This window comes from Tenacibaculum sp. FZY0031 (assembly GCF_036350695.1).
Lineage (GTDB): Bacteria > Bacteroidota > Bacteroidia > Flavobacteriales > Flavobacteriaceae > Polaribacter.
In genome coordinates this window covers 96,868-123,220 of the sequence record NZ_JAZDVY010000004.1, presented here as the reverse complement: position 1 = coordinate 123,220, position 26,353 = coordinate 96,868, and the positions used below count along the sequence as shown (strand labels likewise).

Annotated in this window: 25 protein-coding genes; 9 read left to right on the top strand and 16 right to left on the bottom strand. The window is 32.0% G+C overall.

Annotated features, from left to right (window positions below; all coding sequences use genetic code 11):
* Positions 1 to 6: 6 nt before the first annotated feature.
* The 3 genes from folB to V1T75_RS06715 are packed head-to-tail and all read right to left on the bottom strand — an operon-like array spanning position 7 to position 3,516.
* Complete coding sequence (folB, locus tag V1T75_RS06725) at positions 7 to 369, bottom strand: dihydroneopterin aldolase (RefSeq protein WP_330487786.1); 363 nt, start codon at positions 367 to 369, stop codon at positions 7 to 9.
* A 55-nt stretch (positions 370 to 424) separates the two neighbouring features.
* Positions 425 to 637 carry a zinc ribbon domain-containing protein gene (locus V1T75_RS06720; protein WP_121146520.1) on the bottom strand — a complete coding sequence of 71 codons (213 nt, stop codon included), beginning with the start codon at positions 635 to 637 and terminating at the stop codon, positions 425 to 427.
* A 53-nt stretch (positions 638 to 690) separates the two neighbouring features.
* Complete coding sequence (locus tag V1T75_RS06715; protein WP_330487785.1) at positions 691 to 3,516, bottom strand: VPS10 domain-containing protein; 2,826 nt, start codon at positions 3,514 to 3,516, stop codon at positions 691 to 693.
* Positions 3,517 to 3,658: 142 nt separating this feature from the next.
* On the opposite strand from V1T75_RS06715, the gene V1T75_RS06710 reads away from it, so the two are divergent.
* From V1T75_RS06710 to V1T75_RS06670, 9 genes are all read left to right on the top strand, one after another.
* The gene (locus V1T75_RS06710) at positions 3,659 to 4,561 is read left to right on the top strand and encodes a RimK family alpha-L-glutamate ligase (protein WP_330487784.1); all 903 of its coding nucleotides are present in this window, start codon (positions 3,659 to 3,661) and stop codon (positions 4,559 to 4,561) included.
* The gene (locus V1T75_RS06705) at positions 4,528 to 5,493 is read left to right on the top strand and encodes a succinylglutamate desuccinylase/aspartoacylase family protein (RefSeq protein ID WP_330487783.1); all 966 of its coding nucleotides are present in this window, start codon (positions 4,528 to 4,530) and stop codon (positions 5,491 to 5,493) included. Before V1T75_RS06710 ends, V1T75_RS06705 begins: the two co-directional genes overlap by 34 nt.
* 76 nt (positions 5,494 to 5,569) lie before the next feature.
* Positions 5,570 to 5,824, top strand: coding sequence for a hypothetical protein (locus V1T75_RS06700; protein ID WP_330487782.1), 255 nt, complete (start codon positions 5,570 to 5,572; stop codon positions 5,822 to 5,824).
* Positions 5,825 to 5,958: 134 nt separating this feature from the next.
* Positions 5,959 to 7,278 (top strand): DEAD/DEAH box helicase, encoded by a 1,320-nt coding sequence (locus V1T75_RS06695; RefSeq protein WP_330487781.1) that lies wholly within the window; start codon positions 5,959 to 5,961, stop codon positions 7,276 to 7,278.
* Positions 7,279 to 7,402: 124 nt separating this feature from the next.
* Entirely contained in the window at positions 7,403 to 8,182 is a 780-nt protein-coding gene (locus V1T75_RS06690; protein WP_330487780.1) for a DUF4382 domain-containing protein, read from the top strand.
* Between the two features lie 82 nt (positions 8,183 to 8,264).
* Positions 8,265 to 8,849, top strand: coding sequence for a Crp/Fnr family transcriptional regulator (locus V1T75_RS06685; protein ID WP_330487779.1), 585 nt, complete (start codon positions 8,265 to 8,267; stop codon positions 8,847 to 8,849).
* A 73-nt stretch (positions 8,850 to 8,922) separates the two neighbouring features.
* Positions 8,923 to 10,215, top strand: a complete 1,293-nt coding sequence (locus V1T75_RS06680; protein ID WP_330487778.1) for an aminopeptidase P family protein — start codon at positions 8,923 to 8,925, stop codon at positions 10,213 to 10,215.
* Positions 10,216 to 10,399: 184 nt separating this feature from the next.
* On the top strand, positions 10,400 to 10,618 hold the full coding sequence (locus V1T75_RS06675; protein WP_330487777.1) for a PLD nuclease N-terminal domain-containing protein: 219 nt from the start codon (positions 10,400 to 10,402) through the stop codon (positions 10,616 to 10,618).
* 17 nt (positions 10,619 to 10,635) lie between these two features.
* Positions 10,636 to 11,058, top strand: a complete 423-nt coding sequence (locus V1T75_RS06670; protein WP_330487776.1) for a hypothetical protein — start codon at positions 10,636 to 10,638, stop codon at positions 11,056 to 11,058.
* Between the two features lie 99 nt (positions 11,059 to 11,157).
* Here the strand turns inward: V1T75_RS06670 and V1T75_RS06665 are convergent, their stop codons facing one another.
* The 13 genes from V1T75_RS06665 to V1T75_RS06605 form a co-directional block, all read right to left on the bottom strand.
* A complete protein-coding gene (locus V1T75_RS06665) occupies positions 11,158 to 11,520 on the bottom strand; it encodes a cupredoxin domain-containing protein (protein WP_330487775.1) in 363 nt (120 codons plus the stop codon).
* 101 nt (positions 11,521 to 11,621) lie between these two features.
* Entirely contained in the window at positions 11,622 to 12,179 is a 558-nt protein-coding gene (locus V1T75_RS06660) for a carboxymuconolactone decarboxylase family protein (protein WP_330487774.1), read from the bottom strand.
* 394 nt (positions 12,180 to 12,573) lie between these two features.
* A complete protein-coding gene (locus V1T75_RS06655; protein WP_330487773.1) occupies positions 12,574 to 13,419 on the bottom strand; it encodes a helix-turn-helix domain-containing protein in 846 nt (281 codons plus the stop codon).
* Positions 13,420 to 13,570: 151 nt separating this feature from the next.
* Positions 13,571 to 14,029, bottom strand: coding sequence for a hypothetical protein (locus V1T75_RS06650; RefSeq protein WP_330487772.1), 459 nt, complete (start codon positions 14,027 to 14,029; stop codon positions 13,571 to 13,573).
* Positions 14,029 to 16,884, bottom strand: a complete 2,856-nt coding sequence (locus V1T75_RS06645; protein WP_330487771.1) for a hypothetical protein — start codon at positions 16,882 to 16,884, stop codon at positions 14,029 to 14,031. Before V1T75_RS06645 ends, V1T75_RS06650 begins: the two co-directional genes overlap by 1 nt.
* A 12-nt stretch (positions 16,885 to 16,896) precedes the next feature.
* Positions 16,897 to 17,496 (bottom strand): hypothetical protein, encoded by a 600-nt coding sequence (locus V1T75_RS06640; protein ID WP_330487770.1) that lies wholly within the window; start codon positions 17,494 to 17,496, stop codon positions 16,897 to 16,899.
* 187 nt (positions 17,497 to 17,683) lie between these two features.
* On the bottom strand, positions 17,684 to 19,393 hold the full coding sequence (locus V1T75_RS06635) for a hypothetical protein (RefSeq protein ID WP_330487769.1): 1,710 nt from the start codon (positions 19,391 to 19,393) through the stop codon (positions 17,684 to 17,686).
* Positions 19,394 to 19,642: 249 nt separating this feature from the next.
* On the bottom strand, positions 19,643 to 21,589 hold the full coding sequence (locus V1T75_RS06630) for a hypothetical protein (RefSeq protein WP_330487768.1): 1,947 nt from the start codon (positions 21,587 to 21,589) through the stop codon (positions 19,643 to 19,645).
* A 68-nt stretch (positions 21,590 to 21,657) separates the two neighbouring features.
* Entirely contained in the window at positions 21,658 to 22,086 is a 429-nt protein-coding gene (locus tag V1T75_RS06625; RefSeq protein WP_125066381.1) for a phage holin family protein, read from the bottom strand.
* Positions 22,079 to 22,510: a TIGR02594 family protein gene (locus tag V1T75_RS06620; RefSeq protein ID WP_073182396.1), complete on the bottom strand. Its 432-nt coding sequence runs from the start codon at positions 22,508 to 22,510 to the stop codon at positions 22,079 to 22,081. Before V1T75_RS06620 ends, V1T75_RS06625 begins: the two co-directional genes overlap by 8 nt.
* Before the next feature lie 304 nt (positions 22,511 to 22,814).
* Positions 22,815 to 23,312, bottom strand: a complete 498-nt coding sequence (locus V1T75_RS06615; RefSeq protein WP_330487767.1) for an endonuclease V — start codon at positions 23,310 to 23,312, stop codon at positions 22,815 to 22,817.
* A 5-nt stretch (positions 23,313 to 23,317) separates the two neighbouring features.
* Entirely contained in the window at positions 23,318 to 23,605 is a 288-nt protein-coding gene (locus V1T75_RS06610; protein ID WP_330487766.1) for a hypothetical protein, read from the bottom strand.
* A gap of 11 nt (positions 23,606 to 23,616) precedes the next feature.
* Positions 23,617 to 26,304, bottom strand: coding sequence for a hypothetical protein (locus tag V1T75_RS06605; RefSeq protein WP_330487765.1), 2,688 nt, complete (start codon positions 26,302 to 26,304; stop codon positions 23,617 to 23,619).
* Between the last annotated feature and the right edge of the window lie 49 nt (positions 26,305 to 26,353).

The window sequence follows — 26,353 nt, the reverse complement described above, 5'->3', positions numbered from 1 at the left end:
CTTTTTTTACTTTTTACGTACTTCTAATAAAACAATTGCTACCTCAGCAACATTTCCTCCAATGGGTGGGTTAATTTTTGCTACGCTAACTTCCGCTTCATCAACCAATTGTATCTCTTTAAATATTCTATCTAAAATTCGTTGAGCAACATGTTCTAGTAATTTAGAACGAATTGCCATCTCTTCTTTTACAATTTGATTCAAATGCACATAATCTACCGTATCAACCAGCTCATCAGTTTGTGCTGATTTTTGTAAATCGGCTTTTACTTCGATATCTACTCGGTATTCCGAACCGATTCTTGCTTCCTCATCTAAGCATCCGTGATTTGTAAAAACACGAATGTCGTTTACACGTATAATTCCCATGCCGCAAAAATAGTAATGTTTCTATTAGAATTCATCCAAATTTTTATCAGATTTCCTAGTTCGTAAAGAAATCGAATATGTTGCTTAAAGCACTCGTTCTCGCTTTGTAAAACTCAGTATAACTACATCTTTTACAAGTTACACTCGTAAACTTTTTGTTTTGTACATCAAAAATTTTAGATAACGTTCCTCCCGTTGCTCTCATTTCAGCTACTTCGTAGGTTTTATTATCACATTTTGGACAGGTATAATTTAATGGCTTACTCATAAATACTTTTAGTTTTTATTTATAAGAGTCAAAAAATTAAAAAATGTTACAAACTACTTTATTTCAAATGTTTGATTTAACTCACCCATCGTTACTTTATACTTTCCTTTTGGTAAATAGTATTTGTCATTCTTTGCTTTTTTTATCTCAGCATCTTTGTGTTTCTTTAAGTACTTTTTTCTTCCTTTTTCAGAAAAAGAAACATCATACACTACTTCATTAAACCCTTTCGTCGCATTCGTTTTTATAGTGTTTACCAAAACTTTATCTGAGTATACTTCTAACTCAACTTCTTTATCTGTACTTACATAAAACGGAATTGTGATTTTTGGTGTACTTGGTTCTAACCATTTACTCCAAGAACTACCCCAAGATTTTCTTTTCTTAATATCCTTCATACTGAAAATAGCTTCTTTATTATCAAATTCTTGTAACGAAGTAATATTTGCTTTGTATAAACTACGCCCATGCGTTCCTACTAATAAATGTTTTGCTTTAGGTTGAATTACTAAATCGTGTACTGCAACATTTGGCAATCCGTTGCTAAAAGCTTCCCATGTTGAACCTTGATTGAAAGAAACATACAATCCGTTATCTGTTCCTAGGTATAAAATGTTTTCCTTTTCTGGATCTTCCTTAATCACATTTACCGCAGAAGTTGGAATGTTACCGCTAATGTCTTTCCATGTTTTTCCGTAGTCATCAGACATGTATACATATGGTGTAAAATCGTCAAAACGGTATCCGTTTAACGTAACATATACACGCTCTTTCTTGTATTTTGAAGCGATTACACGACTTACCCATAAATTTTGGGGAAAAGAATTTGAAATCTTCTCCCAGCTTCCTCCTCCATTTTTAGTCACTTGTACCAATCCATCATCAGAACCTACGTAGATTAACCCAAATTGAAATGGACTTTCAGAAATTGTAGTTAAAGTTCCGTAAGCTACATTTCCTTCTTTTTCTCCTTTGGTTAAATCTCCTGAGATTTCTTCCCAATCATCACCTTTGTTTAAAGAACGATGTAACTTATTTCCTCCTAAATATAAAATATCTTGATTGTGTTTTGATAACTGAATAGGAGTTTGCCAATTGAATCGATATGCTGGCTTATCTTTTTTAGGTTTCGGCTGAATGTAGGTTTGTTTTCCTGTAGCTCTATCAATTCGATAATAGTTTCCAAATTGATATCCTGTATATACAATGTTTGGATTCCTATCATCAACGGCTACTTGCATACCGTCACCTCCCATTAAACTTTCATAAGGATTCTTCCCTGTTTGATGCCATCTTTTATCAATTTTAGCATTATGGTCTCCAACCCAAACGCCATTATCTTGCATTCCTCCATACACCTTATAGTTTTCTTGATTATTGGCATATACCGTATAAAACTGCCCAACTGCTGGCTGATTTAATTTAATCCAGCTTTCACCATCATCGTATGAAATATTTAATCCACCATCATTTCCATCAATTAAGTGTCCTTGTTTTTTAGGATTTACCCATAAAGCCTGATGGTCTGCATGCACATTTTCTTTACTAATGGATGTAAATGTTTTTCCTCCATCTTTCGATTTTAAAATTGGAACCCCCAATACATAAATTCCGTTTTCATCTTGTGGATCTACGCGAACTTCACCAAAATAGTATCCATACGAATAGTATAAATCATCTAAATATCCTTCATGTGTTTTTTTCCACGTTTTTCCTCCATTAGTTGTTTTAAAAACTTCTGCTCCTATAACAGGAGTATCAAACAGCGCTGCATTAGCATCTTTTAAGTAACCAATTAAATCGCTTGGTCTCATTTCTCCTGGACTTGCACGGATGATTTGCTTAATATTTTCTGCACGATATTTCTCTTGAAGTCCGTTCATTTTGATATATGAATTTAATTTTTTGTCTTTCATATTCAAAAGTTCATCAACTGAAATCGATGCAAGTTCTTCTTTTGTCAAAGCTCCTGAGCCTTTAGCTTGTTTGGTAGAATCCTTTTTTCTTCTGAATTGATTATCATGAAACGCATATACTATATTTTCATTAAACACCGCTAAGCCAATCCTTCCTACTCCATCTCCATTAGGAAAACCATTGTTATCCGAAATTTTAGTCCATGTATTTCCTGCATCGGTCGATTTATATATTGCTGAATTTTTTCCGTCTCCATCAAAATTCCATGCTTTACGTTCACGCTCCCAAGCAGCAGCATATAAAATATTGAAGTTGTTCGGTACTGGTTGAATATCTATAATCCCTGTGTTTTCATTAATAAATAAGGTTTTTGCCCAAGTTTTTCCTCCATCAGTGGTTTTAAAAACTCCTCTTTCTTTGTTTGATGAGTATAAATGACCAATAGATCCAACGATTACCTCATCTGGATTTTTCGGATTGATTAAAATTCGTCCAATATGATGTGAATCAAGCAACCCTACGTTTGTCCAAGTTTTACCTTTATCAGTAGATTTTAAAATTCCGATTCCTGCATACGATGAACGAGAAGAATTGTTTTCTCCTGTACCAACCCAAATTGTTCCATTTTTCCAATCTACAGCAATATCACCTACATTTTGTGTAGGAGAGTTGTCTAAAATTGGAGTAAAAGTAGTTCCGTTGTTATTAGTATACCATACTCCTCCTGAGGCATATCCTACATAAAACTCTGTAGTATTTTCTGGGTTTACATCAATGTCCACCACACGCCCACTCATTACTGTAGGTCCAATATTTTTAAACGGTATATTTTTTACCGTAGAGTTTCTAATTAAAACTTCCTTTTGTTGTAACGCTTGTTGCACCTTTTCTACAGGTGTATGTTGTTGTGCAACAATTGCCAGAGGAAATAAAGCGATAAAAAATTTGGCTACGATTCTCATTATAATTTGGTTTAGAAGAAGTGAAAATACTGTAAGCAAATACTATTTCAAAAAAATTAACAGAATATTGAGAGACTTCTTTTAGAAATTTTTGTCAAACAAAAAAATTAGTAGCTTTGTTTAACCTCAAATTTTTAGGCGTATGACTATTTTTATTCTTTCTGTTAGTGACCAAATTTATTCAACACAGAGAATATATAAAGAAGCTCGTCGTCGTGGACATAAAGTTGAAATTATAAACCATTTAAAATGTTCTATAAAACTTGGCGATGGTAAGCCTGCTATTCTATATCAGGGTAAAAATATTATTGATATTCCTGATGTTATTATTCCTCGAATAGGTGTTTCAGCCATGAAACACGGAGCAACAGTTGTAAAAGAATTTGAAATGAACGGGGTATATAGTACTGCTAGTTATTTAGGTATTGTTAACGCACAAAACAAAGCTCGTACCTTACAAATAATGAGCCGAAATAGACTTCCCATTCCACAGACTGTTTTTTCAGTAGATACTGAAAATATAGCTGAGCAAATAGATGTATTAGGTGGTGCTCCTCTAATTATCAAATTACAAGAAGGAACCCACGGTTCTGGAGTAATTTTAGCTGAAAGTAAAAAATCTGCCATGTCTATTATTGACACCATGCACGGAACAAATACCAGTATTTTATTACAAGAATTTATCAAAGAAAGCAATAGTGAAGATATTCGTGCTTTTGTTGTAAACGGTAAAGTGGTGTCTTCTATGAAACGTAAAGGACTAGAGGAAGATTTTCGTTCTAATATTCATAAAGGTGGCAGTGGACACAAGGTTACTTTAACTGCTGAGGAAGAAGAAATAGCTATCAATGCAGCTCAACATCTAAACTTACCTATTGCTGGCATTGATATGATACGATCTAAAAGAGGTCCTTTATTAATTGAAGTGAATTCTACTCCTGGATTACAAGGAATTGAAGCTTACACCAAGGATAATATTGCTAAGGCTATTATTAAATTTTTAGAAGAAAAATGTTCGAACAAAATTTTAAAAACGCAACTGTAGAAATTCGTGGACAAAAAATTGGTTTAGGTGAATCTAAATTAATTAAAATTCCAATTGATAGACTACCTACTGGTACACTGATAGAAATTCCTGTGTATATTTTTAATGGTGATCAATTAGGGCCAACTATTCTCCTACAAGGTGGTTTACATGGTGACGAAGTAAATAGTATTGAATTGGTTCGAAGAATGCTAATTGATAAATCATACCAAATACATCGAGGTTGTGTTATCGTAGTTCCTTTATTGAATGTCTTTGGTTTTTTAAATATGTCAAGAGACATGCACGGTAAAGACGTAAATAGAAGCTTTCCCGGTTCAAAAACGGGTTCTTTAGCAAGCAGAATGGCGTATTACTTAATGAAAGAGATTACAAATAATGTAGATTTTGCTATTGATTTCCATACAGGAGGAGAACAACGAAACAACTTTCCACAAATACGATATACTCCTGAAGATAAGATAGGATTCCAACTCGCCAACATTTTTAATGCACCCTTCTTATTTGGTTCTAAACTTATTCCAAAATCTTTTAGAAATCAATGTTATAAAAACAATATTCCTGTAATTGTATATGAAGGGGGAGAATCATTAAGACTAGAAGAAAAAGCTATTCAGCAAGGTATAAATGGAACACTTCGTATTTTAAAACACTTTAAAATGATAAACGAGAGGATTGAAGTTTCTGAAAACAGCCCCTCTATTCACATTAACCAAAGAAACTGGATTCGGGCCAAAGTTGCTGGGTTATTTACAGCAACTGTTCATAATGGTGCCAAGGTTGAAAAAGGACAAATTTTAGGCCATATTATGGACACCTATGGTGAAACAAACTTTGTCATAAAATCTCCTACAAGCGGTTATATTATTGCTAAAAACAACTTTCCTATTATTAATATGGGAGACGCTTTGTTTCATCTAGGGAAAATATAATACACTGATTTTATTTGTTTTATACATTAATTTTTACTTTCTTTAATTCCAATTAACTAATCAAAAATTATAAATTATGGAATTATTAATTAGCTTATTAAGTGGTGCCATTGGTGGTAACATTGCTGGGGCTTTGTTAAAAAAGTTTTCTCTAGGTACCCTATGGAATTCGGTGGTAGGAATTTTAGGAGGGGGGCTTGGTGCTCAATTACTAGGAATGTTAAATATTGATATTTCTGGTATTATTGGTAATATTGCTGGTAGTGGTGTTGGTGGAGCTGTTTTATTAGTTATTGTTGGTATTATAAAAAGTGCCATGGCTAAAAGTTAAACACATATTAAAACTTTAAAAAAAAGACGTCTAAATAAGGCGTCTTTTTTATTTATAGCCAAAGCCCAATAAAATAGCAGTACCTTTGTTGGCTCATAGTGGTATTTTCTTTAGATACTACTGAAGAATTATATATGACATTTACATCGTTAGGTTTATCAAAAGCTTTAGTGAAAGCTGTAACCGAAAAAGGGTATGAAACTCCCTCCCCTATTCAAGAAAAAGCAATTCCAGTTATTTTAGAAGGCAAAGACGTATTAGCTTCTGCACAAACCGGAACTGGAAAAACGGCCGGATTTACCTTGCCTATTTTACAGAATATCTCAGAAAAAAAGAATCCAAAATATCGTCCAATCAAAGCATTGGTACTAACACCAACAAGAGAGCTAGCGGCACAGGTATATGATAATGTACGCGAATACAGCACCCATTTAAACATTAAGTCCACCGCTATTTTTGGTGGTGTAAAACCAAGCTCTCAAATCGCAACACTTAAAAACGGAATTGATGTTTTGGTCGCTACGCCTGGTAGATTAATCGATTTACACGAACAAAATCAACTTTCTTTAAAACGTGTAGATGTTTTAGTTTTAGATGAAGCAGACAGAATGCTCGACATGGGTTTTTTACGAGATATTAAAAAAATCATCTCTTTTTTACCTCAAAAACGTCAAAATTTATTGTTTTCAGCTACTTTTTCAAAAGAAATAAAAAAATTAGCCCAAGGTATTTTACACAATCCTGTATTGGTTGAAGCAGCTCCTGAAAATACGACTGCTGAAAAAGTAAATCAGAAACTATACAAAGTTCCAAAAAGCAAGAAAACCGAATTAGTTGGTCAATTAATTTCAAAAGGAAATTGGAGTCAAGTCTTAATTTTTACTCGAACTAAACATGGTGCTAACAGGTTGACTGAAAAACTAGTTAAACGAGGAATTTCTGCAGCCGCTATTCACGGAAACAAAAGTCAAGGAGCAAGAACTAAAGCCTTAAAAGGTTTTAAAGACAACTCTATCCGTGTTTTGGTAGCTACTGATATTGCTGCACGTGGATTAGACATTCCATTGCTACCCCATGTTATTAATTTTGAACTTCCAAACGTTCCTGAAGATTATGTACACCGAATTGGTAGAACAGGAAGAGCCGGTGCCAGTGGAGAAGCGATTTCATTAGTAGCTCAAGAAGAGGAAGCATACTTAAAAAGTATTGAGAAGTTATTAGGACAAAAAATCACTATTTCCGAGTTAGAAGGGTTTGATTTATCTACTATAAAAAATGAAGTTAAAACTGAACGACCAAAGCAGCAACCTAGAAATAAACCTGCTAAAAAACCGTTTAAAGCCTCTTCTAATCCAAATAAAAAAAACAAAAAAACCTCAACAGAAAGTTCAAAAAAACATACCCCTAGAAAACGAAATAACCGTAACAGAAGGAATAACAACAAACCATCTTAAGAGTTAATAAAATAACATTTTATCTGTTTAATTATCAGTGTTTTTGACACTTTACTCACTAAGTGAAACAATATTTTGGTATAAATCTTGTTATAATTACTGTGTATTACAAAAACCAATAATTATGAAAAAACATGTTTTATTACTCGTTGCATTAGCAACTTTTTTTACCGCATTTGTTAGCTGTTCTAGTGACGATCCCCAAACGTCTCAAGTAGCAGTTCGCTTAGTAGATGCTCCTGGAGATTACGATGAAGTAAACATCGACGTACAGGACGTTATGGTTAACGCTGGAGACGAAGAAAATGGTTGGCAAAGCCTTGGAAACGTTACTCCACAAGTATACAACTTACTTGAGTTAACTGGTGGAATTGACGCTTTATTAGTGGATACTGAAATCCCTGCTGGTAAAATTGGGCAAATTCGCTTAGTTTTAGGTAATAACAATTCTATTGTTGTAAATGGAGAAACGTATCCATTAGCAACCCCTAGTGCACAACAATCAGGATTAAAATTAAACGTACACCAAGATTTAGTAGGTGGTGTAAAGTACACGTTTATCTTAGATTTTATGGTTGATAAATCAATCGTAGTTGAAGGCACTGGTGACTACAGCTTAAAGCCAACTATTAGAGTAACTACTGAAGCGGCTTCTGGTGCTATTTCTGGAATGGTAAACCCATTTGAATATCAAGTAGAGGTTAGTGCTGTTTCTGGTACCGAAGAACCTATCACTGCGTTAACAAATGAAGAAGGTAAATTTATGTTACACGGAGTACCTGCTGGTACGTATAGCGTAACTTTTACTCCTGACGAAACTTCTGGATTAACTGCTAAAACTGTTGAAGAAGTTACTGTAGTATTAGGAGAAAATACAGATATGGGAACAGTTGAGTTAGAATAACTCACTTAACATAAATTATTACAAAGGATGCTGTAAAAAGCATCCTTTTTTTATACTTTTAAGCTAAAATTTATTTCCATAAATGGACGCTTCTAAAAAAGCTATTACACAACGCATACAAAACATCATAAATGATGAAAACTTAAACACGTTAATTCCTGAAGTTATTGACTGTTTTAAAGAGCTCTCTTTATCCAAAAATGAATTTTTAGTAAAAAAAGGAGAAGCTTGTCGGTATTTCTGTTTTGTAGAAAGTGGTATTTTACAATACGCTGTTAGCGTTTCTGGACAAGAAAAAACCACCTATTTAGCTTTAAGAAACGGATTCGCCTCTTCCTTAAAGAGTTTTTTACAACAAACTCCTTCGCCCAAAAACATAAAAGCATTAAGCGCTTGTAAACTTTGGGTATTAAAGATTAATGATTTTAAACACCTAATGAAAAACAACAAGGCTTTTCATCAATTTTATTACAACTTTATAGAAAATCAAATTTTTTTAATTGACGATTACCGTATTGATTTGTTGACTTTAACTCCCGAAGAACGTTATACTAAACTACTCGTAAACGAACCCAAACTACTTCAAGAAGTTCCGTTACATTATTTAGCTTCGTTTTTAGGGATTTCTACTCGACATATGAGCAGAATTCGAAAAAATATAAATTAGCGCCAAATGGCTAATATTTGCACAGTTTCTTTCCGTATTTTTGAGGGAATCTTATCAATTTAATTGAATCATTATGAAGTACGACGCAATAAACAGTCAATTATTTATAAAAAACCGCAAAAACTTTATGGCACAAATGAAGCCAAATAGTTTAGCTGTTTTTAACTCAAACGATATTTATCCTGTAAGTGCCGATAGCACATTACCTTTTGAACAACACCGTGATATTTTCTTTTTAAGTGGAGTTGATCAAGAAGAAAGTATCTTAATTTTATTCCCAGATTGTCCGAAAGAAAATTTACGTGAAGTACTATTTTTACGTGAAACTAATGAGCATATTGCTGTTTGGGAAGGTGAAAAACTAACCAAAGAAAAGGCTTTAGAAACTAGCGGGATTAAAAACGTACACTGGTTACAAGATTTAGAAAAAGTATTAGCTGAAATGATGGCTTTAGCTGATACTGTTTATATCAATACTAACGAACACTATCGTGCTAATGTTGAAACTGAAACTCGCGAAACACGTTTTACTAAGTGGTTATTAAACAAATATCCTGCACATTCAGTAGCAAAAAGCAACCCTATTTTACAACGTTTACGTTCAGTAAAAGACCCAATTGAAATTGATTTAATTCAAACCGCTTGTAATATTACTGAAAAAGGATTTAGACGTGTATTAGATTTCGTAAAACCTGGTGTTTGGGAATATGAAATTGAAGCAGAATTTATTCACGAATTTGTTAGAAATCGTTCTAAGAAATTTGCTTATACACCTATTATTGCTTCTGGTAACAACGCAAACGTGTTACACTACATTGAAAATAACCAACAATGTAAAGCAGGTGATTTATTATTAATGGATGTTGGAGCTGAATACGCAAATTATTCTTCTGATATGACGCGTACCATACCTGTTTCTGGACGTTTTACTGACAGACAAAAAGCAGTGTACAACGCTGTAAACCGTGTAAAAGATGATGCTACAAAAATGTTAGTTCCTGGAACTCTTTGGGCTGAGTATCATGTAGAGGTTGGTAAATTAATGACTTCGGAACTATTAGGTTTAGGCTTATTAGACAAAGCAGATGTTCAAAACGAAGATCCAAATTGGCCAGCATACAAAAAATACTTTATGCATGGTACTTCTCACCATATGGGGCTAGATACGCATGACTACGGATTGTTACATGAGCCAATGCAAGCAAACCAAGTATTTACAGTTGAACCTGGTATTTATATTCCTGATGAAGGTTTTGGTATTCGTTTAGAGGATGATGTGGTTGTTCAAGAAACAGGTGAGCCATTCAATTTAATGCGCAACATACCTATTGAAGCTGACGAAATAGAAGATATTATGAATACATAGTATCATTTCCCATACTTTTAAAACGTCATTAGTGTATTTCTTATAGAAACTCTAATGACGTTTTTCTTCTTAAGACAACCCTTTTTACTGTCATTCCGAACGACAAAGGAGGTGGAATCGTTTTTTTTCAATTCCAAAGGTTAACTTTTTTTACTATTTTTAGTATTTAAAAATTGTTATTGTAATGACTTATTTAGGAATGATTGGAGTATGGCAACTTATCTTAATACTAGTTGTTGTACTACTAGGAATTTTACCATCAATTATTGCTCTTTTTGATATTTTAAAAAGTGAGTTTAAAGGAAACAATAAAATTGTTTGGGTTTTCGTTGTTTTATTAACCAACTTTTTTGGTGCTATTTTATATTTCCTAATTGGGAGAGAACAAAAAATAAAAAAGTAAACAAAAAACCCTTCACCATGAAAAACCTACTTTACATATTTGCTTTTACACTAATCTCATGTGCTTCTAGTCAAATAAAAAACATTGATAATTCCGATTTGGTCGGAACGTGGAATTGGACCAATACCGATGGTGGTTTTGGAAATCATATTCATAAAACTCCTGAATCACTTGGTAAAAAAGTACAGCTAACCTTAGAAAAAAACTATCAGTTTTCAATTTTTGAGGATGGCGAAGAGATTTTAAAAGGTACCTATACTCTCACTATGAAAAAAGCGATTTATTCAAATAAAGAAGAACGATTCTTACAACTTTCTAAGGATCATCAAATTTCTGGAATTATACTCTCAGGAATCATTAGAATTGTAAAACCAAATACCTTAGAGATTTCTGATAATAATTACGATGGACTTGGAAGTATGTTTTCTCTTTCTGAATAAATGTCCTTTTAATCTTAATAAAGAACTAAACTTCTTTTGTTTATCAAAAAAAAGAGCCCTGTATTAGAGCTCTTTTCAATTATTAATCAATTTTAAACACTACTTTACTGTTAAAGTGTATTGCGGTGTAGGATTCAACGGACAAAAATATACGTACTCTCCTTTTTTTAAGGTTACTTTTTTAGAACTTGACTTACTGTTGTTTTTTACTAAAGAAGTTACATATGCGTTTTTTATATGGTGTTTTTCTTCTGTTTTTCCTTTTGGTGCTAATACAAACCCTACATCATGTCCTACGTTCTTGTTTGAAATTTCAAAAACATAGGTTCCTTCTGGAAGGGTTAAGGATTGTTGAGTAAATTTTCCTTTTGTTTGTTCTAAAGAAATGGTTTTTGCCTTTTGTGCATTTGCTGTAAATGCAAATCCAACGAATAATACTAAAATAGCTACTGCTTTTTTCATTTTTATTGATTTTTATAGTTTTACTTGTATAGACGAATAGCTGTGCAACCTAAAACCCCGTAACTACACTCTGTTAATAAGGCTGCAAAAGCTATTCGTTTTTATGCTTTTTGTGTGAATTTTCCTGCTTCTACTTTTGGAAAATCAACTTCGGTTTCTGCAATATGGTTTACATAGTTTGTTAAGGTGTTAGCTACTACATTTAAAACGATTTCTAAAATATCTCCATCGTTATACCCTGCTGCTTTTACCTCAGCTATTTCTGCTGAACTAACATTTCCTTTGTTTTTTGTAACACGTTGTGCAAATTGTAAGCCTGCTTTGATTTTAGCATCAGAAGCTTCCGCTTGACGATTTTGTTCAATTTCTCTTTCTGACAAACCGTTGTTTTTTCCTATTGCTGTATGTGCTGATAAACAATAATTACATTTATTTTCTTCTGCAATAACTAAAGCTAATTGCTCTCTAAATTTGTTTGAAAAGTTTCCACTTCCGTTTAACTCTCCTAAGCTTAAATAGCTTTGTAAAAGTGCTGGTGAATTTCCCATTACTTTAATTAGGTTGGGAATAAATCCTAATTTGTTTTGAACTGCATCAAACAATTCTTTTGATTTTCCTGTTGTAGTTTTTGGATTCAACGTTTCAATTCTTGTACTCATAATTTTATTATTTCTAAAGTTGTTTTTAATTAATTTTTTTCGCAGTTACATACTTCTCTTTCTGAAAACTGCTCGTCGTATTCTTGATACCCCCAACAATTTGGGCATTGGTTAATTTCTGTTCTCATAATTTGTTGTTTTTAAATTCTGGTACAAAGATGCGACGGAAGTAGACCTTAAAAAATGGACAAAGGTTCTTAAAACTTGGACACACTATTTTCACTAACAGTTTTCTTACATAAAGCTGGCTTTTTTTTACATTTTGGTAAAATAAGGGTAACACAAAAGCATGCTTTCCTTAGTACTTTTAAACTGTCAGAAAGGTTGTTTGTATTAGTGTAACAAAAAACTTTATTAGTTGTGTAGTTTACCACGCGTTGCGTGGTTTTTTCTTTTACAAGCTATAGCTTCTTTTAAATTGTTTTGGCGATTGCCCAGTAGCTTTGGTAAAAAAGCGAGAAAAGTAGGCAGGATCATTAAATCCTAAATCAAAAGCAACTTCTTTAATAGAATCATCTGTGTACAGCAACAATCTTTTCGCTTCCGTAATAATTCTATTTTTAATAAAATCACTCGGTGTTTCTGTTCCTATTTTTTGAAGGTGTTTGGTTAATGATTTTGGTGATAAACCTAAGCGATAAGCATATCCTGTAACTCGGTGTATTTTTTTGAAGTTTTGTTCTACCAATAAACTAAAATCTTTAAAAAGCTTGGTTTCTATATTCTCTTTTACAAAATCTTTTTCTTTTTTTATACGTACAGAATATACAATAAACTGTTTCAAAAGCGATTGTAGCATATCGTATTGGGCTGTTTCTTCCAATTCGAATTCTTCTATTAAATTTTGAAAAATAAAATCTAATTTTTGCGTTTCTTTTTCTGAAGGTACTACAAAAGGGGTTTCATATATATTATTAAACAATACCCCGTTACATGACACCTCAGCATCGTGTGTTTGAATACAATAAAAATCTCTTGTAAAACTAAGTTGATAGGCTTCTTTAATTTTTTCGGAATCTACTGAAAATACTTGTCCTGGTGATAAAAAAAACAATACTCCATCTTCAAAAGAGTAACTTTTAAAATCGATGTTATACCTCCCTTTTCCTTCTTTTATCCAAAACACCTTGTATTGATCTATTTGCTGTGGTGAGTTGACCACACATAATTCTTCAAACTGAACTGTTTGTAACGAAAAAATATTTTGATAGGAATAGTTTTGAATATCTTGTACCGCCATTTATACATAGTTTTATCGTTTGTCGAAAAAAACAGGAAGAGCTGACAAGTTTTTAAAACTTAAAATTCGCTTTAAAACTCGAATAATTGATAATTCGGGTTTTAAAGCGAATTCTAATAAACTTATTTAAGTCACTATTTTTAATTAGCTTCTATAACGGTATATTATTTAGTTTTCTATGAATAGCATCATTAATCATTTTACTAAACGTATACTTTACATCTTTTAAAAAAGGTTCAAGCTCTTCATAAGCGCCATACGGATCTAATATATATATATCCGGATCTTCTTTATCCTCGTCTAAAAAAAAGATACTATATATACTATCTAGTCTATCAAAGACAAAATAAGGTCGATTCATTGTATATCCACAATTTTCTAAACTTTCTTCACAATCTTCTCTTAGTTCTTCAAAATCATTATCAACAACACCTGTTCCACTTCTTATACCAGCTAAAAATAAATATTCTCTAAATGCTAATGGAAACTTATCTCCTCTATTATAGTGAGACTCTAGTTCTTGAATTTTATCTTTCCCTAACCCTTCTATCTTAATTCTAGGATTTAAGCTTGGGTTGTCTTTTAATTTTTGTAAATATTTTAATTCCATTATTTTTTCTTTTTTAATTTGTCATACATTCTTTCATATTTCTTCATTATACCCTTAATCTCAGGATACAACTCTTTTAAATCTGTAAAACCACTTACAGCTTCATCGGTTTTAACCACAAACTTCACTTTTTTACCTAGTGTCTTTAAATATTCTTCCAACATAACAAACTCACGAGAACAACTGGTACATGTAGCAAAAATATTACTAGTTTCTATCACAAATTCATCAGCTTTATTTACATGATTTTTTAAGAAATTGTAAATAAATTTTATTTCACTATCATATTTCCTTGGTTTTCCTGTTAAATCATAAGCACCTGTAACAAATTTAGTAAACTCATCGTAGTTTTCAAATACATCTATGGTATTAGCTGGTAACTTTGGCGGGTTTCCAAACCTATCTAAAATTCTTTGCTTATAACCAGATAAAGAAAACTCGCTAACTTCATCTACTTGCTTCCCTTTGTCAAAAAATTTAATTTTAAAATCGGCTTGGTTATGCCCTTTTACTAAACCTGGAAAGTCGTCTAAGTGCCTTATAAACAATTCTATAATTTCAGTTTTTGTTATAGAAACTAGAGATTTAGCTCTCCATAATTTTGTAGTTTGGTTTACCTTATGAGCTAATTTAGGTCTGAACAATAAATAATCTTTTAAAGCTGTATCTATATCTAACTCTGCTATTTCCCTTAATTCTTTAAGTATTTTATATTTGTCTACTCGAGAAATTCGTTTTTTTGGATCTGGATAATTTACTTGTTTTTCTAATAACTTTTCAAACTCTGTTTCTTTTTTAAAGAGTTTCTTTGCAGTACTTTTTATACCATTTTTAGTAGCCAAAGCAATTTCACCAGACAAGGAAGCTAGTTCTAACCAAAATAGGAATTCGCTTATGGCTTTTCCTAATTCTTTTTCTTTAACATTGGTAATTTTTAACAATGCATTTACGGTACCACTAGTAATTTCGGCACCTGCTGCTGCTCCTTTTACTGTCTTGTATATGGTATACGTACGTATAAACTTATTACTTTTATTGAGTGTTTCTGCTGTTTTTACGATACGTGCTAAGTGCCTAAATTTTGCTAAGTTCCCTACTCCTGATAAAGTAGTAATCACATCTACACCATATTCACCAGCAGTAGCCATATTACTCCAAAAGCTTTTATCTTCATTTGCCTTAAGTAACAACATTGGTGAAAAACGTTGTACTGCAATGGCTTTATCTTTAGAAGCATCGGCAATAAAAACAGGTTGTAGCGGGTGATATTCAGATTGCCAATCTTCTTCAGTAAATTTTTCTACCAGTTCTCCCAAATCTGGATGAAGTACTTTTACTACATCAGCTATAACGCTTTCATGTGGAGTTACTACTATATTTCCTGTTTCAGTAAACTCTAAGTTCATATTACTACTGTAAAAACCTGCTAACTTATTGGTTTTATACGGCAGTATTAATCTTGGTGTGTTTGGGTTTTTAGTTTCTACTAAAGGAGAAGTTTTGCTAAACACTTCATTTGCTGGATCCGTAAAACTACTATTACGCCATAGTTTATAAATAAATGTATTATATACTACAAAAGAACTTGTATTTAACTTTCCATATAATGTTAATAAATAACTGTTTTTTGAACTTGTTTTACGGATTAAGAGTTGTTTTAAAACTTCATCATTTTTTTCTTTTACCTTATACTCTTCATCTTTTTGAGTGAGTTTTATTCCATGTAGTAGCTTTAAAATAATGTCTTCGCTGTTAACTCCGTAATTAGTTAACATCCCTTCTAAGGCTACCCCAATAGTTTTCCACAAATACCCCACTCCAAAAGTTGTTTTTTCTTTATTTTTTGGATCTCTATATTTTAGAACTTCTGTTTCAAAAACTTCTGAGGGGATATAGTATAAATAAGTTAATGCCTCATTAATATTATTTTTACTTCTTTCTAACAGCAAATAGATAATATCTAGGTATTTTTTACAAAAGTTATATTTGTTACTCCCTTCTGAAGTATCTAAAATAGATATTCCATTTTGAAAGTATGTTACCATCATAAAACCTAAAAACCCTTCTACATTTTTAAATGTTAACTTTATAGCAAAACCTTCTTTATAGGGGTCAACCTCAAAATCATCATTCTCGGTAGGGTGATAATCATAAAACAATGTTACTTCGTTATTATTACTTATTACTTTATCTGGATACCAATATAAATTTCCTTCTTTAGAGTTTAGTTCTACCAATACTTGTCTTTTAGCAGTATCAGAAGAATCTATTTCATCGGTTAAATCACCTAATACTCTTTCTATAAATCCTCCAGTATAGCCTTTTGCATCTTTAAAATCTAAAAGGTAAGATCCATTGGTAAGTCCTCCTAATTCTTTTGGATTATAGTACAATGCTCTTTTGGAGAATATCTGTATTTCTGCCAATTGAGTATTACGTGTGTATATTGCTTCTTGAGCTTTATGATAATATAGTTGGTCTTGCTCTTCTATTTTTACAAAATTGCTATCATCTAACGCTACAAAAAAATCGTTGCTACTCTGGTTGTTTAGTAAGTTTTCTAAGGTTAAGTATTTAGTAACTCCATTTATCTCTTTTTGAAAATAGTATGAAATTTCACCTCCTTTAACCTCAACATATAAAACTGAAGAAGCATTAATTTGTGTATACGGACTACTTAACGGATCTTCTAACTTCTTTTTTATTGATTTTGTTATGTTTTTAGAAAGAACATCTTGGTTTTCATTTAAAAAATCCTCATCAATTTTTATAAAATGATATTCTAGTGTTCCGCTACTGCCTCCCTTATGCTTTTTGGGATTTAAGTAGGCTATTAATGTGTTTATATTACTCATTTTCTTTCTCTTTTAATTCAACAATCGGTATCCTACACCTACATTATGGGTAGGTTGATTGAGTTGGTTGATATTTAATCGGTAACTAGCAAACCATTTTCCTTTTCGGTTGTATTGCAATCCGAAACTGAGGTTGTCAAAGGTTTGTGGGTTTCCTCCTATTTCGGTAAAGAGATACAAGCCACTTCTGTAGGTTTTTGGATGCTCAATTGTTTTGGTAATCGTAATTTCTCGGGGTACTTTGAGTTTATACGACAACTGACTATCTAACAATTTTCCTTGTACCAAATCGTAGTTATAAATTTCTATATCGGCATTCTTTAAAGTATCTCGGTATATTTTTGCGGCTACATAGTTGTTAGTGTCTTTGATAAAAATGGTGTCTTTTACAATCTTGGTGACATCATTTTTATGTACATACACTTTTTTGTATTTAATGGTTTGTACTTTAAACGTGTCTATTTTGGTTTGCCAAACCGTGTCTTTTACTACGGTTATTTTAGGTGCTTGAGGTGCTACTTTTTGGTTTCTTTTGTTAAAAAGATTGACAAATAACAACACTATAATGACGCCCAATAGCAACCTATCGGTTTTATGGTTAAAAAAAATCATGATGTTTTTGTTTTAGCGTTTAGAAAAATGTTTGTCAGTTCAAAGGTGAGGTGGTGCTTTTGAAGTTTAGGTTTTGGCTACGCTCAACCTACTCAATAAAACCTTACCGAAATGACACAAAACACTAAAGATTACTAGAAAAAGAACCCCTAAAAACGAATGCTAGTGGTTAGACTTTTAGGGTTAATTAAGGAGTATATACGTTTGTTATGTATGTTCCTGATACTTCTATTCTACCATTTGTATAGGTTGTTCCTATAAATAGCGAGTTATTATCTCCACTAAAACCATCTTGCTTTAGAAAGTTAATACTAGAGCCTGAAGCAAAAGCATAAACTGAATAAAAGTTTTCATCTCCTCCTATAAAATCAGCTATAGAAACTCCTTGATTTAAAACTGCAGGAAAAGGTAAGTTGTCAATTTTAATTTGATTTGAGGGAGTTCCTGTAGTATTTATATTATTTATAGCTATTGAAAAAGTAACCTGATTGCCTACTCGAGTATAACTGGCTTGACCAACTGTAAAAGAATATACACTACCTTCAATTACATCCACAAAGTTTGGAGTAAAAGTCCCTTCCTCATAAAAATTAGCTTTCATTAGTCCTGCATTGGTAGCGTCTGCTGCTGGAATTACAGCATTTGTTCCCGAGTCTGATTCAACTATTCCTTGTGTTGCTGAAGGCGTGTATGTTAGATTTGTTGATCCGCCGCCACCAGCTGCACTGATTATTGGATTTAATGGATCAGTATTATCAATTGTCACGTTTGTTCCAGCAACCACCGATTGAACACCGTTAGGTTTAGCGTGTGGTAAAATATCTTCACCTTGCAATATATTTGAAGGTGAATTACTGAATGAGGATGTCAAAGCAGTTCCGAATTCCCATCCTGAATTCAAAACAGTAGGATCGAAATTTGCAGCTATTCTATCATGCACAGTGATGTTGTCAACAGACACAACCCATTGCCTATAATTATTAGGCTCTGAAAGGTTTTTAATCCCAATTGATGATTTTCCATTGTAATTTTCAAAATAAAAAGCCCATTCACTAGTGTTATCAGACGTTAATAACGTCACGTGTTTATTATTAAAACCTCCTGAACCGTTAGTTTCAAACTGCAGATTTGCTTTTACATAATTCGGCTGGTTTACCTCTAAAAAATAGACATCCATACTATAATGCAATCTTCTATTATCTGGTATAGATATGTACTCTAATCTATTACTGCCAGACCCGCTAGAAGCAAAGTAATTAAAACTATCTATCGGGTCTATTGAAAAAGACGGAAACCCATTAGTACCTGAATTTCTGTGTATGTTTGGGTAATAAACATCGTTTGTCGTATCGTAATACCCTGTTCTTTTATCTATCAATGAAGAATATTTAATCTCACCATTTTCATCTGCAAAATCAATGCTTGAGCCTGATGAACTTATTACTGGTTGTGACGGATCTGTAGTATCAATTGTAATGTTTGAGCCTGCTTGGTATTGTGGAACAGTATCTTTCAAATTACTTAAATCCACCGTAAACGTAGAATTATCATCACGTGTAAAAGTGGCTAATCCATTAGTGTCAACAGTTCCTGATACCAACCTCGCTAAATTGGTATTATCTAAATACGGAGTTAAATCAATTTGTGATACACTTACTCCGTCTTTTAATAAATCAACCGTATTGGCTCCAGAAATGGGAGATAAGGTATATTCAGGTACCTGCTGCTCTGAAGCCACACTTACCTCTCCTGTTTCATCAATTACAAACCTTCGGTTTGCTTCTCCTTCGGGTTGTTTTGCATCGATATAACTATCAATTAAATCGGAATATTGTTGTTGTGTAGGCTTGTCACCTGTTTCAAAAAATTGCTTTAAGGTTTCTTTGTTTTGTTTCATTTTTGTTCTTTTTTATCGTTTTTAAATTGGTTTTGATAAAAAAGAGCCGCTAAAAACTGTTTTTGTTAGGGGCTAAACTTTTTGTGTTTTGTTAGAGGTTTTATAGTTATCGTTTTTACTAAAGAATTATATACAAACATTAGTAAAGCCATCATATTTACTTTTTATATAACTATCATATTAAATTTCCAACATCCAAATCCATCAAGTATTTTATCTGTCTTTTTCTTTTGTTATTACCATAACATACTAATTTAATTCATGGGTATAAATAACCTCTTTAGCTTTTATAGCTCTATTATCTAAATAGTCATAATTTACTGCATTATGTATAATTTTACCATAATTTACTAAATGTTGTGTATTTAATAATATATAATCTTGTAAATTATTTAAGATTGGGTAATCTACTGAGGTTTTAAAATTAATTTTATTTAGACCTCTAAACTCTACAAGCGTATTTAAATCAACTTCTAGGTTAGTGTTGGTAGTAAAATCTAAAACTTCTATCAATTCTGTATTCATATTAAAAGTACAATCCTCCAGTATTAATAAAGGCTTGAAAACATCTTCAGTAATTGATTTTGTTACATTTACACGATATAATCTACTACTACCTCCTGCATCCCAATAAAAATTATGAAATCTTACATAAACGTTATCTTTTAGTGTTGTATTATTAGTATTTCCTAAAGAGGATATTAAGGTTAGATTAGAGTTTACTGTTTTTAATACTCCACTTATATTAACTTGTCTAAACTCATTTGATTGACTTCCAAATTGAGAACTATAAACATTTAATGAACCATCTATAACACTATTATTAAAAAATATATTTACAAAAGAACCGGTATTTAAATTACATATGGTAGTTCCTACTGTAGAGTTTATAATGTCACCTATAATATAGTTTCTAATACCTGTATACTCATGACCATTTATAGTAGAAGGACTTTCAGATGCAAAAATCAAAAGAGAGCCTGATTGAGTAAAATTAGAATTATCTATTAAATCTATTCGAGCTTCTACATTCCTAAATTTATAGGTTCTAAACAACCATACAGTACTAGTAACTACAGGTTGGTCTCTAATTACATTTATTCTTCTTATATCTAATTTTAAATCATAATAGTTAGTATTACTTTCCCAGACTATGTACCTCTTTTCATTTCTATGAGTAAAGTTTATGATGTCTGCATTAATATTAACCTTAGCTACTGCATACCCATTCATATCAGTGGCTTTAATTACTTTAAATATAGAATACCTATACTCACCATTTCCTAACGGGTTATTCATACTTGTATCATCGCTACAGGATATTTCCTTAGCTTTAATGTTAAAGCTATTATAAATATTTACCTGTCCATTTAATCCACATATTAGTGTTCCGTTTGGTATATAAATTCCACCATCTTTAAACATAATATTACTTAATAGTTTTATAGTAGGAGCTTCTAGACTAAATATATTTATATTTAATTGTTTTCTAATATCGTTAGTTAAGTCTAATGTATATATAGCAGAGTCTAATATTACTATTTGATATTGCACAGTTGTATAAGAAAATCCATTTTTTACACTATTTTGCTCTGTTACTATATCAGTTATAACCGATTGTAAGTCGTTATAGTGATTTATTAGACTTCCTAATTCAGGAGTATGAGCAATACTTCCTGACTTTACATATGCAAAATTGGTAGCTATTACTGCTGTATCTCTGTATCCTATTTCACCAGTAGTTTTATAAACTAAACTTTTATCAAAACTCGAATCTAAATTCGCATCTGTCGGGTTTATTCCTCCTAAATTCAAACCACCAAAATCTACTGTAAAAGTAGAATTATCGTCTCGTGTAAACGTTGCTAATCCATTAGCATCAACAGTTCCTGATACTAATCGTGCTAAGTTGGTATTATCTAAATATGGTGTTAAGTCAATTTGTGATACGCTTACTCCGTCTTTTAATAAATCAACGGTATTGGTTCCAGAAATGGGTGATAAGGTATATTCAGAAGCTTGTTGTTCAGAAGCTACACTTACTTCTCCTAATTCGTCAATTACAAACCTTCGGTTTGCTTCTCCTTCTGGCTGTTTAGCATCGATATAACTATCAATTAAATCGGAATATTGTTGTTGTGTTGGCTTGTCGCCTGTTTCAAAAAATTGCTTTAAGGTTTCTTTGTTTTGTTTCATTTTTGTTCTTTTTTATCGTTATTAAATTGTTTTTGATAAAAAAGAGCCGCTAAAAAGAGTGTTAGCGACTAAACTTTTTCTTTGTCGTTGTTTTTTTGTTTTTCGGTTGTTTGCTCTAAGGTACTTTGCATACCCGCTTGTTTTAACAAACTGTGCAATGCTTTAAAGGGGTTTACTCCATAAATTTTGTTGTAGTTTTCTAAAATTGACTTAGTTTCGGTAATAGCTATAAATCCTGCTATTATTTTTAAAAAAGGAACTTCATTTACAATGTGTTTTTCTAAAAAATAAGCTGATATTATTACCAAGTTATAAATAACAAACTTTGAAATGGTATGTCCAATTCGTTCGCTTTTTATAGGTATTTGTAATTTTAAAGAGGCATAGGCTCCTGTAATAAAATCAACTACGATTAGTAACATCATGGTAGTTAACACTCCATTTAAAGGCGACAGTAAAGCAAGCAACCAAAAAATGAAATGCGAAAATTTATCCATTCTTTTTTAGTTTTCTAAAGTCTAATACCCTGTTTTTAGGATATGCTTTAATACTTACACTATTTCCTTGATTACCTCCTAATAGATACACATATCGTCTGGTTTCTTTAATTAAGAACCCAACATGTCCTTTCCAGCTACTAGGATTTTCTCTCCATAAAACTACCACATCTCCTGGTTCTGGATTTGTAGTAGAGTCTCCTACCGACAACCAACTGCGCGCAGTTAGCTGGTTTGTATGTTCATAACCTGCTTTTTTGGCTACCCAATTTGCAAAGGCACTGCACCAAGCGGTTTCATCTTTAAATTTTCCTCCATCAAAACCTAATGAAGTAAAATAGTTTACAATTTGAGGATGATCTTTTGAGCCTTTCACCTCTTTGACTCCATATTGCGATAACGCTACTGATATTAAATTATTCATACAAATGTTTAATTTTTTTAAAGCGCTTGCAGACAAAACTTGTAAGTTGTTGATTCTTTTTCTTTTTCCTAGACCTGAAAGGGGTTAATCATAACTTTTTTTCGTTTCTGCTTACATTAAAGATTAATAAATAACAATGAACTGTTAGAAAAGCAAGACAAATATAAAACATATTACAATTAAAAACAAAACAAATTACAAATATTTTGCATTATGTTTTAATCTAGAGGTGTTCTTGAAAATTCTCTATAACTTTTTACATAAAAAAACCACCTAAAGTTTTAGGCGGTTTTGGTTTCAAATATTAAACTCTTGTTTGTTGATCAACTATTTTTAAAATATCGGGAATTCTATATTTTCCTGTCATCATAAGAATATTGGTTTTTGCTTGCTCTACATCATAACCAATTGATGAAACATATAACGGCTTTTTACTTTCTCCTCTGTAAACAGGAAAAGAGACTTCTTCTGTGTTATGAAACCTGTTTTTTGCAACTCCTATCACAGGCACTTTCTCTTTTAATTCTTTCCACAAATATCCACCCAAACCAAATTCTTTTTGATTACTTATGTAACAATGTCCATCAATTATAATGGCTTCCAATGTATTCAAATCTAATGACGCTAATAACTTTAAAATACAAGGAAGTTCTCTTTTATAAAAGTTTCCTGACTGATACTCTTCTACTCCCTCATAAACTGTTGTTAGTATTTTTTTAGGTTTTTCATCTTCCCAAGAAAACAAAGCGCCAACTACCTTGGCACTTTGCTTATAATAATAAACATCTATAGCTAACAACATAAACATTATTTTAATGTACCATCTTCATTGAAATCACGTGAAGTATTAGGAACTAATTTATTATTACTCATCTTATATTCTGACTCTAATTGACCATTCTTATAATAGTCCCTAACCCAACCTTCTTGGTACCCATTAACATACTCCTCCTCTCCAGACAACCATCCTTCTTCTTCATACGTTAAACAAAATCCTGTAAAAGGTTTCCCTTGATAATATAATATAGGTGAGCCTCCTCCATCCATACTAAATAAATTTAAATCTTCTTCTCTTATTCTTAATATTTTATCCATAATTTAATTTTTTATAATCCTATAAATTTTACAAATGTTGTTAAGTAATTACAATGAACACATGGTGGCTGAATTTTGTTAGCACCAAATCTCAAAAACCTATTGTAACCAACTATATTCTTAAAAACCTCGTCTCCTAGTTTTCCTAAAGGATCTATTTCTTTTAGTAAGGCATCTAACGCTCTTATTTCACCATGGCTTGCCTCTACTCCCGCTCTTAAAATATCATCCGTATCTGCGTTTAACCCTTTTTTTACCTCGTCGAGATGCTTCATATAACGTTTTTTTAAACTTGGATGCATCTTGTCTAAAAACCTCTGAAACTTTGTTATTTTCCCTTCACTATCTATATATTTATTAAGTTCTTTTGAAAATTCACCTATCTCATCAACACCTTCAATTTTTCTAGTGAAATTGTGTGCTGTAAATGTTTTAGATATTTTTCCATTCTTTACATAAGTCATTCCTGATACCATAACATACTTCTTCAATCTGTTTTTAGATAGGTTTTTAATTAATGTTTCTACAACAGAATTAACTTCTTTGACTGTTTGTCCTCCAGCTTTACCATATTTATTCAAAGCAAAACCAAAATCAATTAAATCTTGCAAATCTTTACTTTTGTACCTTGTATTGTATGCATCCTCAAAAGATTTAATTAATGAATTATTCAACACATCATCCAAATACTTTTTAGCATCAGCCTCACTAAGTTTTTTTAGTTTCTCAGCAAGTTCTTCTACTTCATTTTTTGTTCCCCTGAAAAACTCTTTACCATCTTTTACTAAAGCATATAGATTTTCTCCAACTGGAACTGGAACACCACTCGCCAATACAGGTTGCTGTGGCACTTTTTTAATAGCTACATCAAACTTTTCAAAAAGTGTATAAATATCATCCCTAAAAGTTCTCGTTGCCTTAGACAACCCTTCAAAAAACTCATCTAACCATTTTCTTAGTGTTTTAAGATGCTTTGGAATATCTTTTATAAAGTCTGCAATAACATCAACTAACTTTACAAATGTATCAATGCCAAATTCCACAGTATTCCCTAACGCTTTTGCTGCTTTTTTAGGTATTTCTGCTAACGCTTTATACGATCGTAACGTTTCTTTTAATGCTTTAGCAATCGTTCCTGTTCCTCCTGTTAAAAAGAAGGTAGCAACCTCTGAAGCTACAAAACCAACGAAGAAACCAATATAATACCCTAAGGCTCCTGGGTTTATTTTTATATCTGAGGTTAAAAACCTAAATACAATTTTTACAGCATATGCCGGCATACTGGCTATAAAGCCAAAAATAGCTTTTAAATTCTCTAGCGTAAACAGTGCTACAAAACCATCTATAAGGTTTTCAAAACTCTCTGCAAACAAACTTAGGTAACTAGCTGGATTTTCAAAGAACTCAGTGCTTTGTATGGCTGCGTTTAGCACATCAAAGAGCATTGCTAAAATATCAATAAACGATTTAACAAACTCTATAATACTGTTAATTAATCCTACTAACAATCCATTGATATACTCGTATAAATCCAACAAATGGTTTGATACGCTATCAAAAAAGTCTTGTAGCTGTGTAGGAATAGCATCCAATACCTCTATTACCTTACTAATATCAAACGGTATCAGTTTTGCAAATCGTCTTTTTTTAAGCAGTAATTTTGCTATTGAAGTGGCTTGTGTAGCTGCTGGTTGTATATAGGTTTTATAAACGTCGTTGCTAAACTTTTCTACATCAAACAAATTACCTTCTCCTCGTAATTTAGGTAATAACGGATTGTATTTAGACCCAGATTCATCTTTAAAAGCCGTATTCCACCGTTCTTCTCCTAACTTTAATTTGTTTACTTCTTTACTTGCGTTTTTTAACCCACCTGATATATCTGTAAAAACATCTTTGGTAGACCATCGTATGATTCTTCCTCCTTTCAGTAACTTTTTAGTAACCAACAAATAAAACACACTATCTTCCTCTGCTAATTCTTCTTTGATCATTTCAGAAAGGTCATTGGTTTGTACCTGAACTCCAAAAGCTTTTGCTACTTTAGAAAGAGTTAACCTATCTACCTCTGGTAAAGTTTTTACATTTTTTCCTTTATGAATTCTGAATACCGTACCAAAAGCATTCGTGCCTCCACCAGATTCTATAAACACCACTATTTGATGTGTATTTACTTTGGTAATATTTTGGTACGCTCTTTCTAGTTTTGCTCCGTTATCTGAAACAAATACCGTAATAAACGCATCGTATTCAATGCTGACTTCTTCTTTCTGTTTTGACTTTGAGCTGTTTTGAATCTCAAAAAAAGCATCATCTTTAAGGATGTCTCCCCAAAGCTTTATATAAAACTTTTCGTTTATTTTATAATAGGTAATTTCTCCAAGACTAAAGTCATAATACGACTTTATAAACGCTGTGTTTTCTGGACTTATATCGTAATCAAAATCATTTAAAATTTCACCTACTGGTTGTGGATTTTCTTGCAAAAAAAAATCTCCATATTCTCCAGATAATGTACTATTGATATGTAAAAACCACTTATTGGGATGTTGTACTCCTTTTTCTATTTCTACATATATATTAGGGCTTGGAACTGCTGTTTCTTTTATTTTTTGTTGCTGAACATCTGAAAACACCACCAATCCATTAAAATTGGTTTTGTGTTTAAAATGTTTGCTTCCATATTCATGAGCATGCATATTTTTTTTGTTTTTTATGATTAATAAAAAACAAACCTCACCCAGCCCT

Bases quoted from the DNA above. Each gene is read 5' to 3' on its own strand.
- V1T75_RS06675 (WP_330487777.1), top strand. From the start codon at position 10,400: ATGACTTATTTAGGAATGATTGGAGTATGGCAACTTATCTTAATACTA.
- V1T75_RS06660 (WP_330487774.1), bottom strand. From the start codon at position 12,179: ATGAGTACAAGAATTGAAACGTTGAATCCAAAAACTACAACAGGAAAA.
- V1T75_RS06620 (WP_073182396.1), bottom strand. From the start codon at position 22,510: ATGAATAATTTAATATCAGTAGCGTTATCGCAATATGGAGTCAAAGAG.
- V1T75_RS06625 (WP_125066381.1), bottom strand. From the start codon at position 22,086: ATGGATAAATTTTCGCATTTCATTTTTTGGTTGCTTGCTTTACTGTCG.
- V1T75_RS06690 (WP_330487780.1), top strand. From the start codon at position 7,403: ATGAAAAAACATGTTTTATTACTCGTTGCATTAGCAACTTTTTTTACC.
- V1T75_RS06630 (WP_330487768.1), bottom strand. From the start codon at position 21,589: ATGAAACAAAACAAAGAAACCTTAAAGCAATTTTTTGAAACAGGCGAC.
- V1T75_RS06710 (WP_330487784.1), top strand. From the start codon at position 3,659: ATGACTATTTTTATTCTTTCTGTTAGTGACCAAATTTATTCAACACAG.
- V1T75_RS06695 (WP_330487781.1), top strand. From the start codon at position 5,959: ATGACATTTACATCGTTAGGTTTATCAAAAGCTTTAGTGAAAGCTGTA.
- V1T75_RS06685 (WP_330487779.1), top strand. From the start codon at position 8,265: ATGGACGCTTCTAAAAAAGCTATTACACAACGCATACAAAACATCATA.
- V1T75_RS06605 (WP_330487765.1), bottom strand. From the start codon at position 26,304: ATGCATGCTCATGAATATGGAAGCAAACATTTTAAACACAAAACCAAT.
- folB (WP_330487786.1), bottom strand. From the start codon at position 369: ATGGGAATTATACGTGTAAACGACATTCGTGTTTTTACAAATCACGGA.
- V1T75_RS06640 (WP_330487770.1), bottom strand. From the start codon at position 17,496: ATGATTTTTTTTAACCATAAAACCGATAGGTTGCTATTGGGCGTCATT.
- V1T75_RS06700 (WP_330487782.1), top strand. From the start codon at position 5,570: ATGGAATTATTAATTAGCTTATTAAGTGGTGCCATTGGTGGTAACATT.
- V1T75_RS06665 (WP_330487775.1), bottom strand. From the start codon at position 11,520: ATGAAAAAAGCAGTAGCTATTTTAGTATTATTCGTTGGATTTGCATTT.
- V1T75_RS06635 (WP_330487769.1), bottom strand. From the start codon at position 19,393: ATGAAACAAAACAAAGAAACCTTAAAGCAATTTTTTGAAACAGGTGAC.
- V1T75_RS06650 (WP_330487772.1), bottom strand. From the start codon at position 14,029: ATGGAATTAAAATATTTACAAAAATTAAAAGACAACCCAAGCTTAAAT.
- V1T75_RS06680 (WP_330487778.1), top strand. From the start codon at position 8,923: ATGAAGTACGACGCAATAAACAGTCAATTATTTATAAAAAACCGCAAA.
- V1T75_RS06705 (WP_330487783.1), top strand. From the start codon at position 4,528: ATGTTCGAACAAAATTTTAAAAACGCAACTGTAGAAATTCGTGGACAA.
- V1T75_RS06720 (WP_121146520.1), bottom strand. From the start codon at position 637: ATGAGTAAGCCATTAAATTATACCTGTCCAAAATGTGATAATAAAACC.
- V1T75_RS06655 (WP_330487773.1), bottom strand. From the start codon at position 13,419: ATGGCGGTACAAGATATTCAAAACTATTCCTATCAAAATATTTTTTCG.
- V1T75_RS06645 (WP_330487771.1), bottom strand. From the start codon at position 16,884: ATGAGTAATATAAACACATTAATAGCCTACTTAAATCCCAAAAAGCAT.
- V1T75_RS06670 (WP_330487776.1), top strand. From the start codon at position 10,636: ATGAAAAACCTACTTTACATATTTGCTTTTACACTAATCTCATGTGCT.
- V1T75_RS06615 (WP_330487767.1), bottom strand. From the start codon at position 23,312: ATGTTGTTAGCTATAGATGTTTATTATTATAAGCAAAGTGCCAAGGTA.
- V1T75_RS06715 (WP_330487785.1), bottom strand. From the start codon at position 3,516: ATGAGAATCGTAGCCAAATTTTTTATCGCTTTATTTCCTCTGGCAATT.
- V1T75_RS06610 (WP_330487766.1), bottom strand. From the start codon at position 23,605: ATGGATAAAATATTAAGAATAAGAGAAGAAGATTTAAATTTATTTAGT.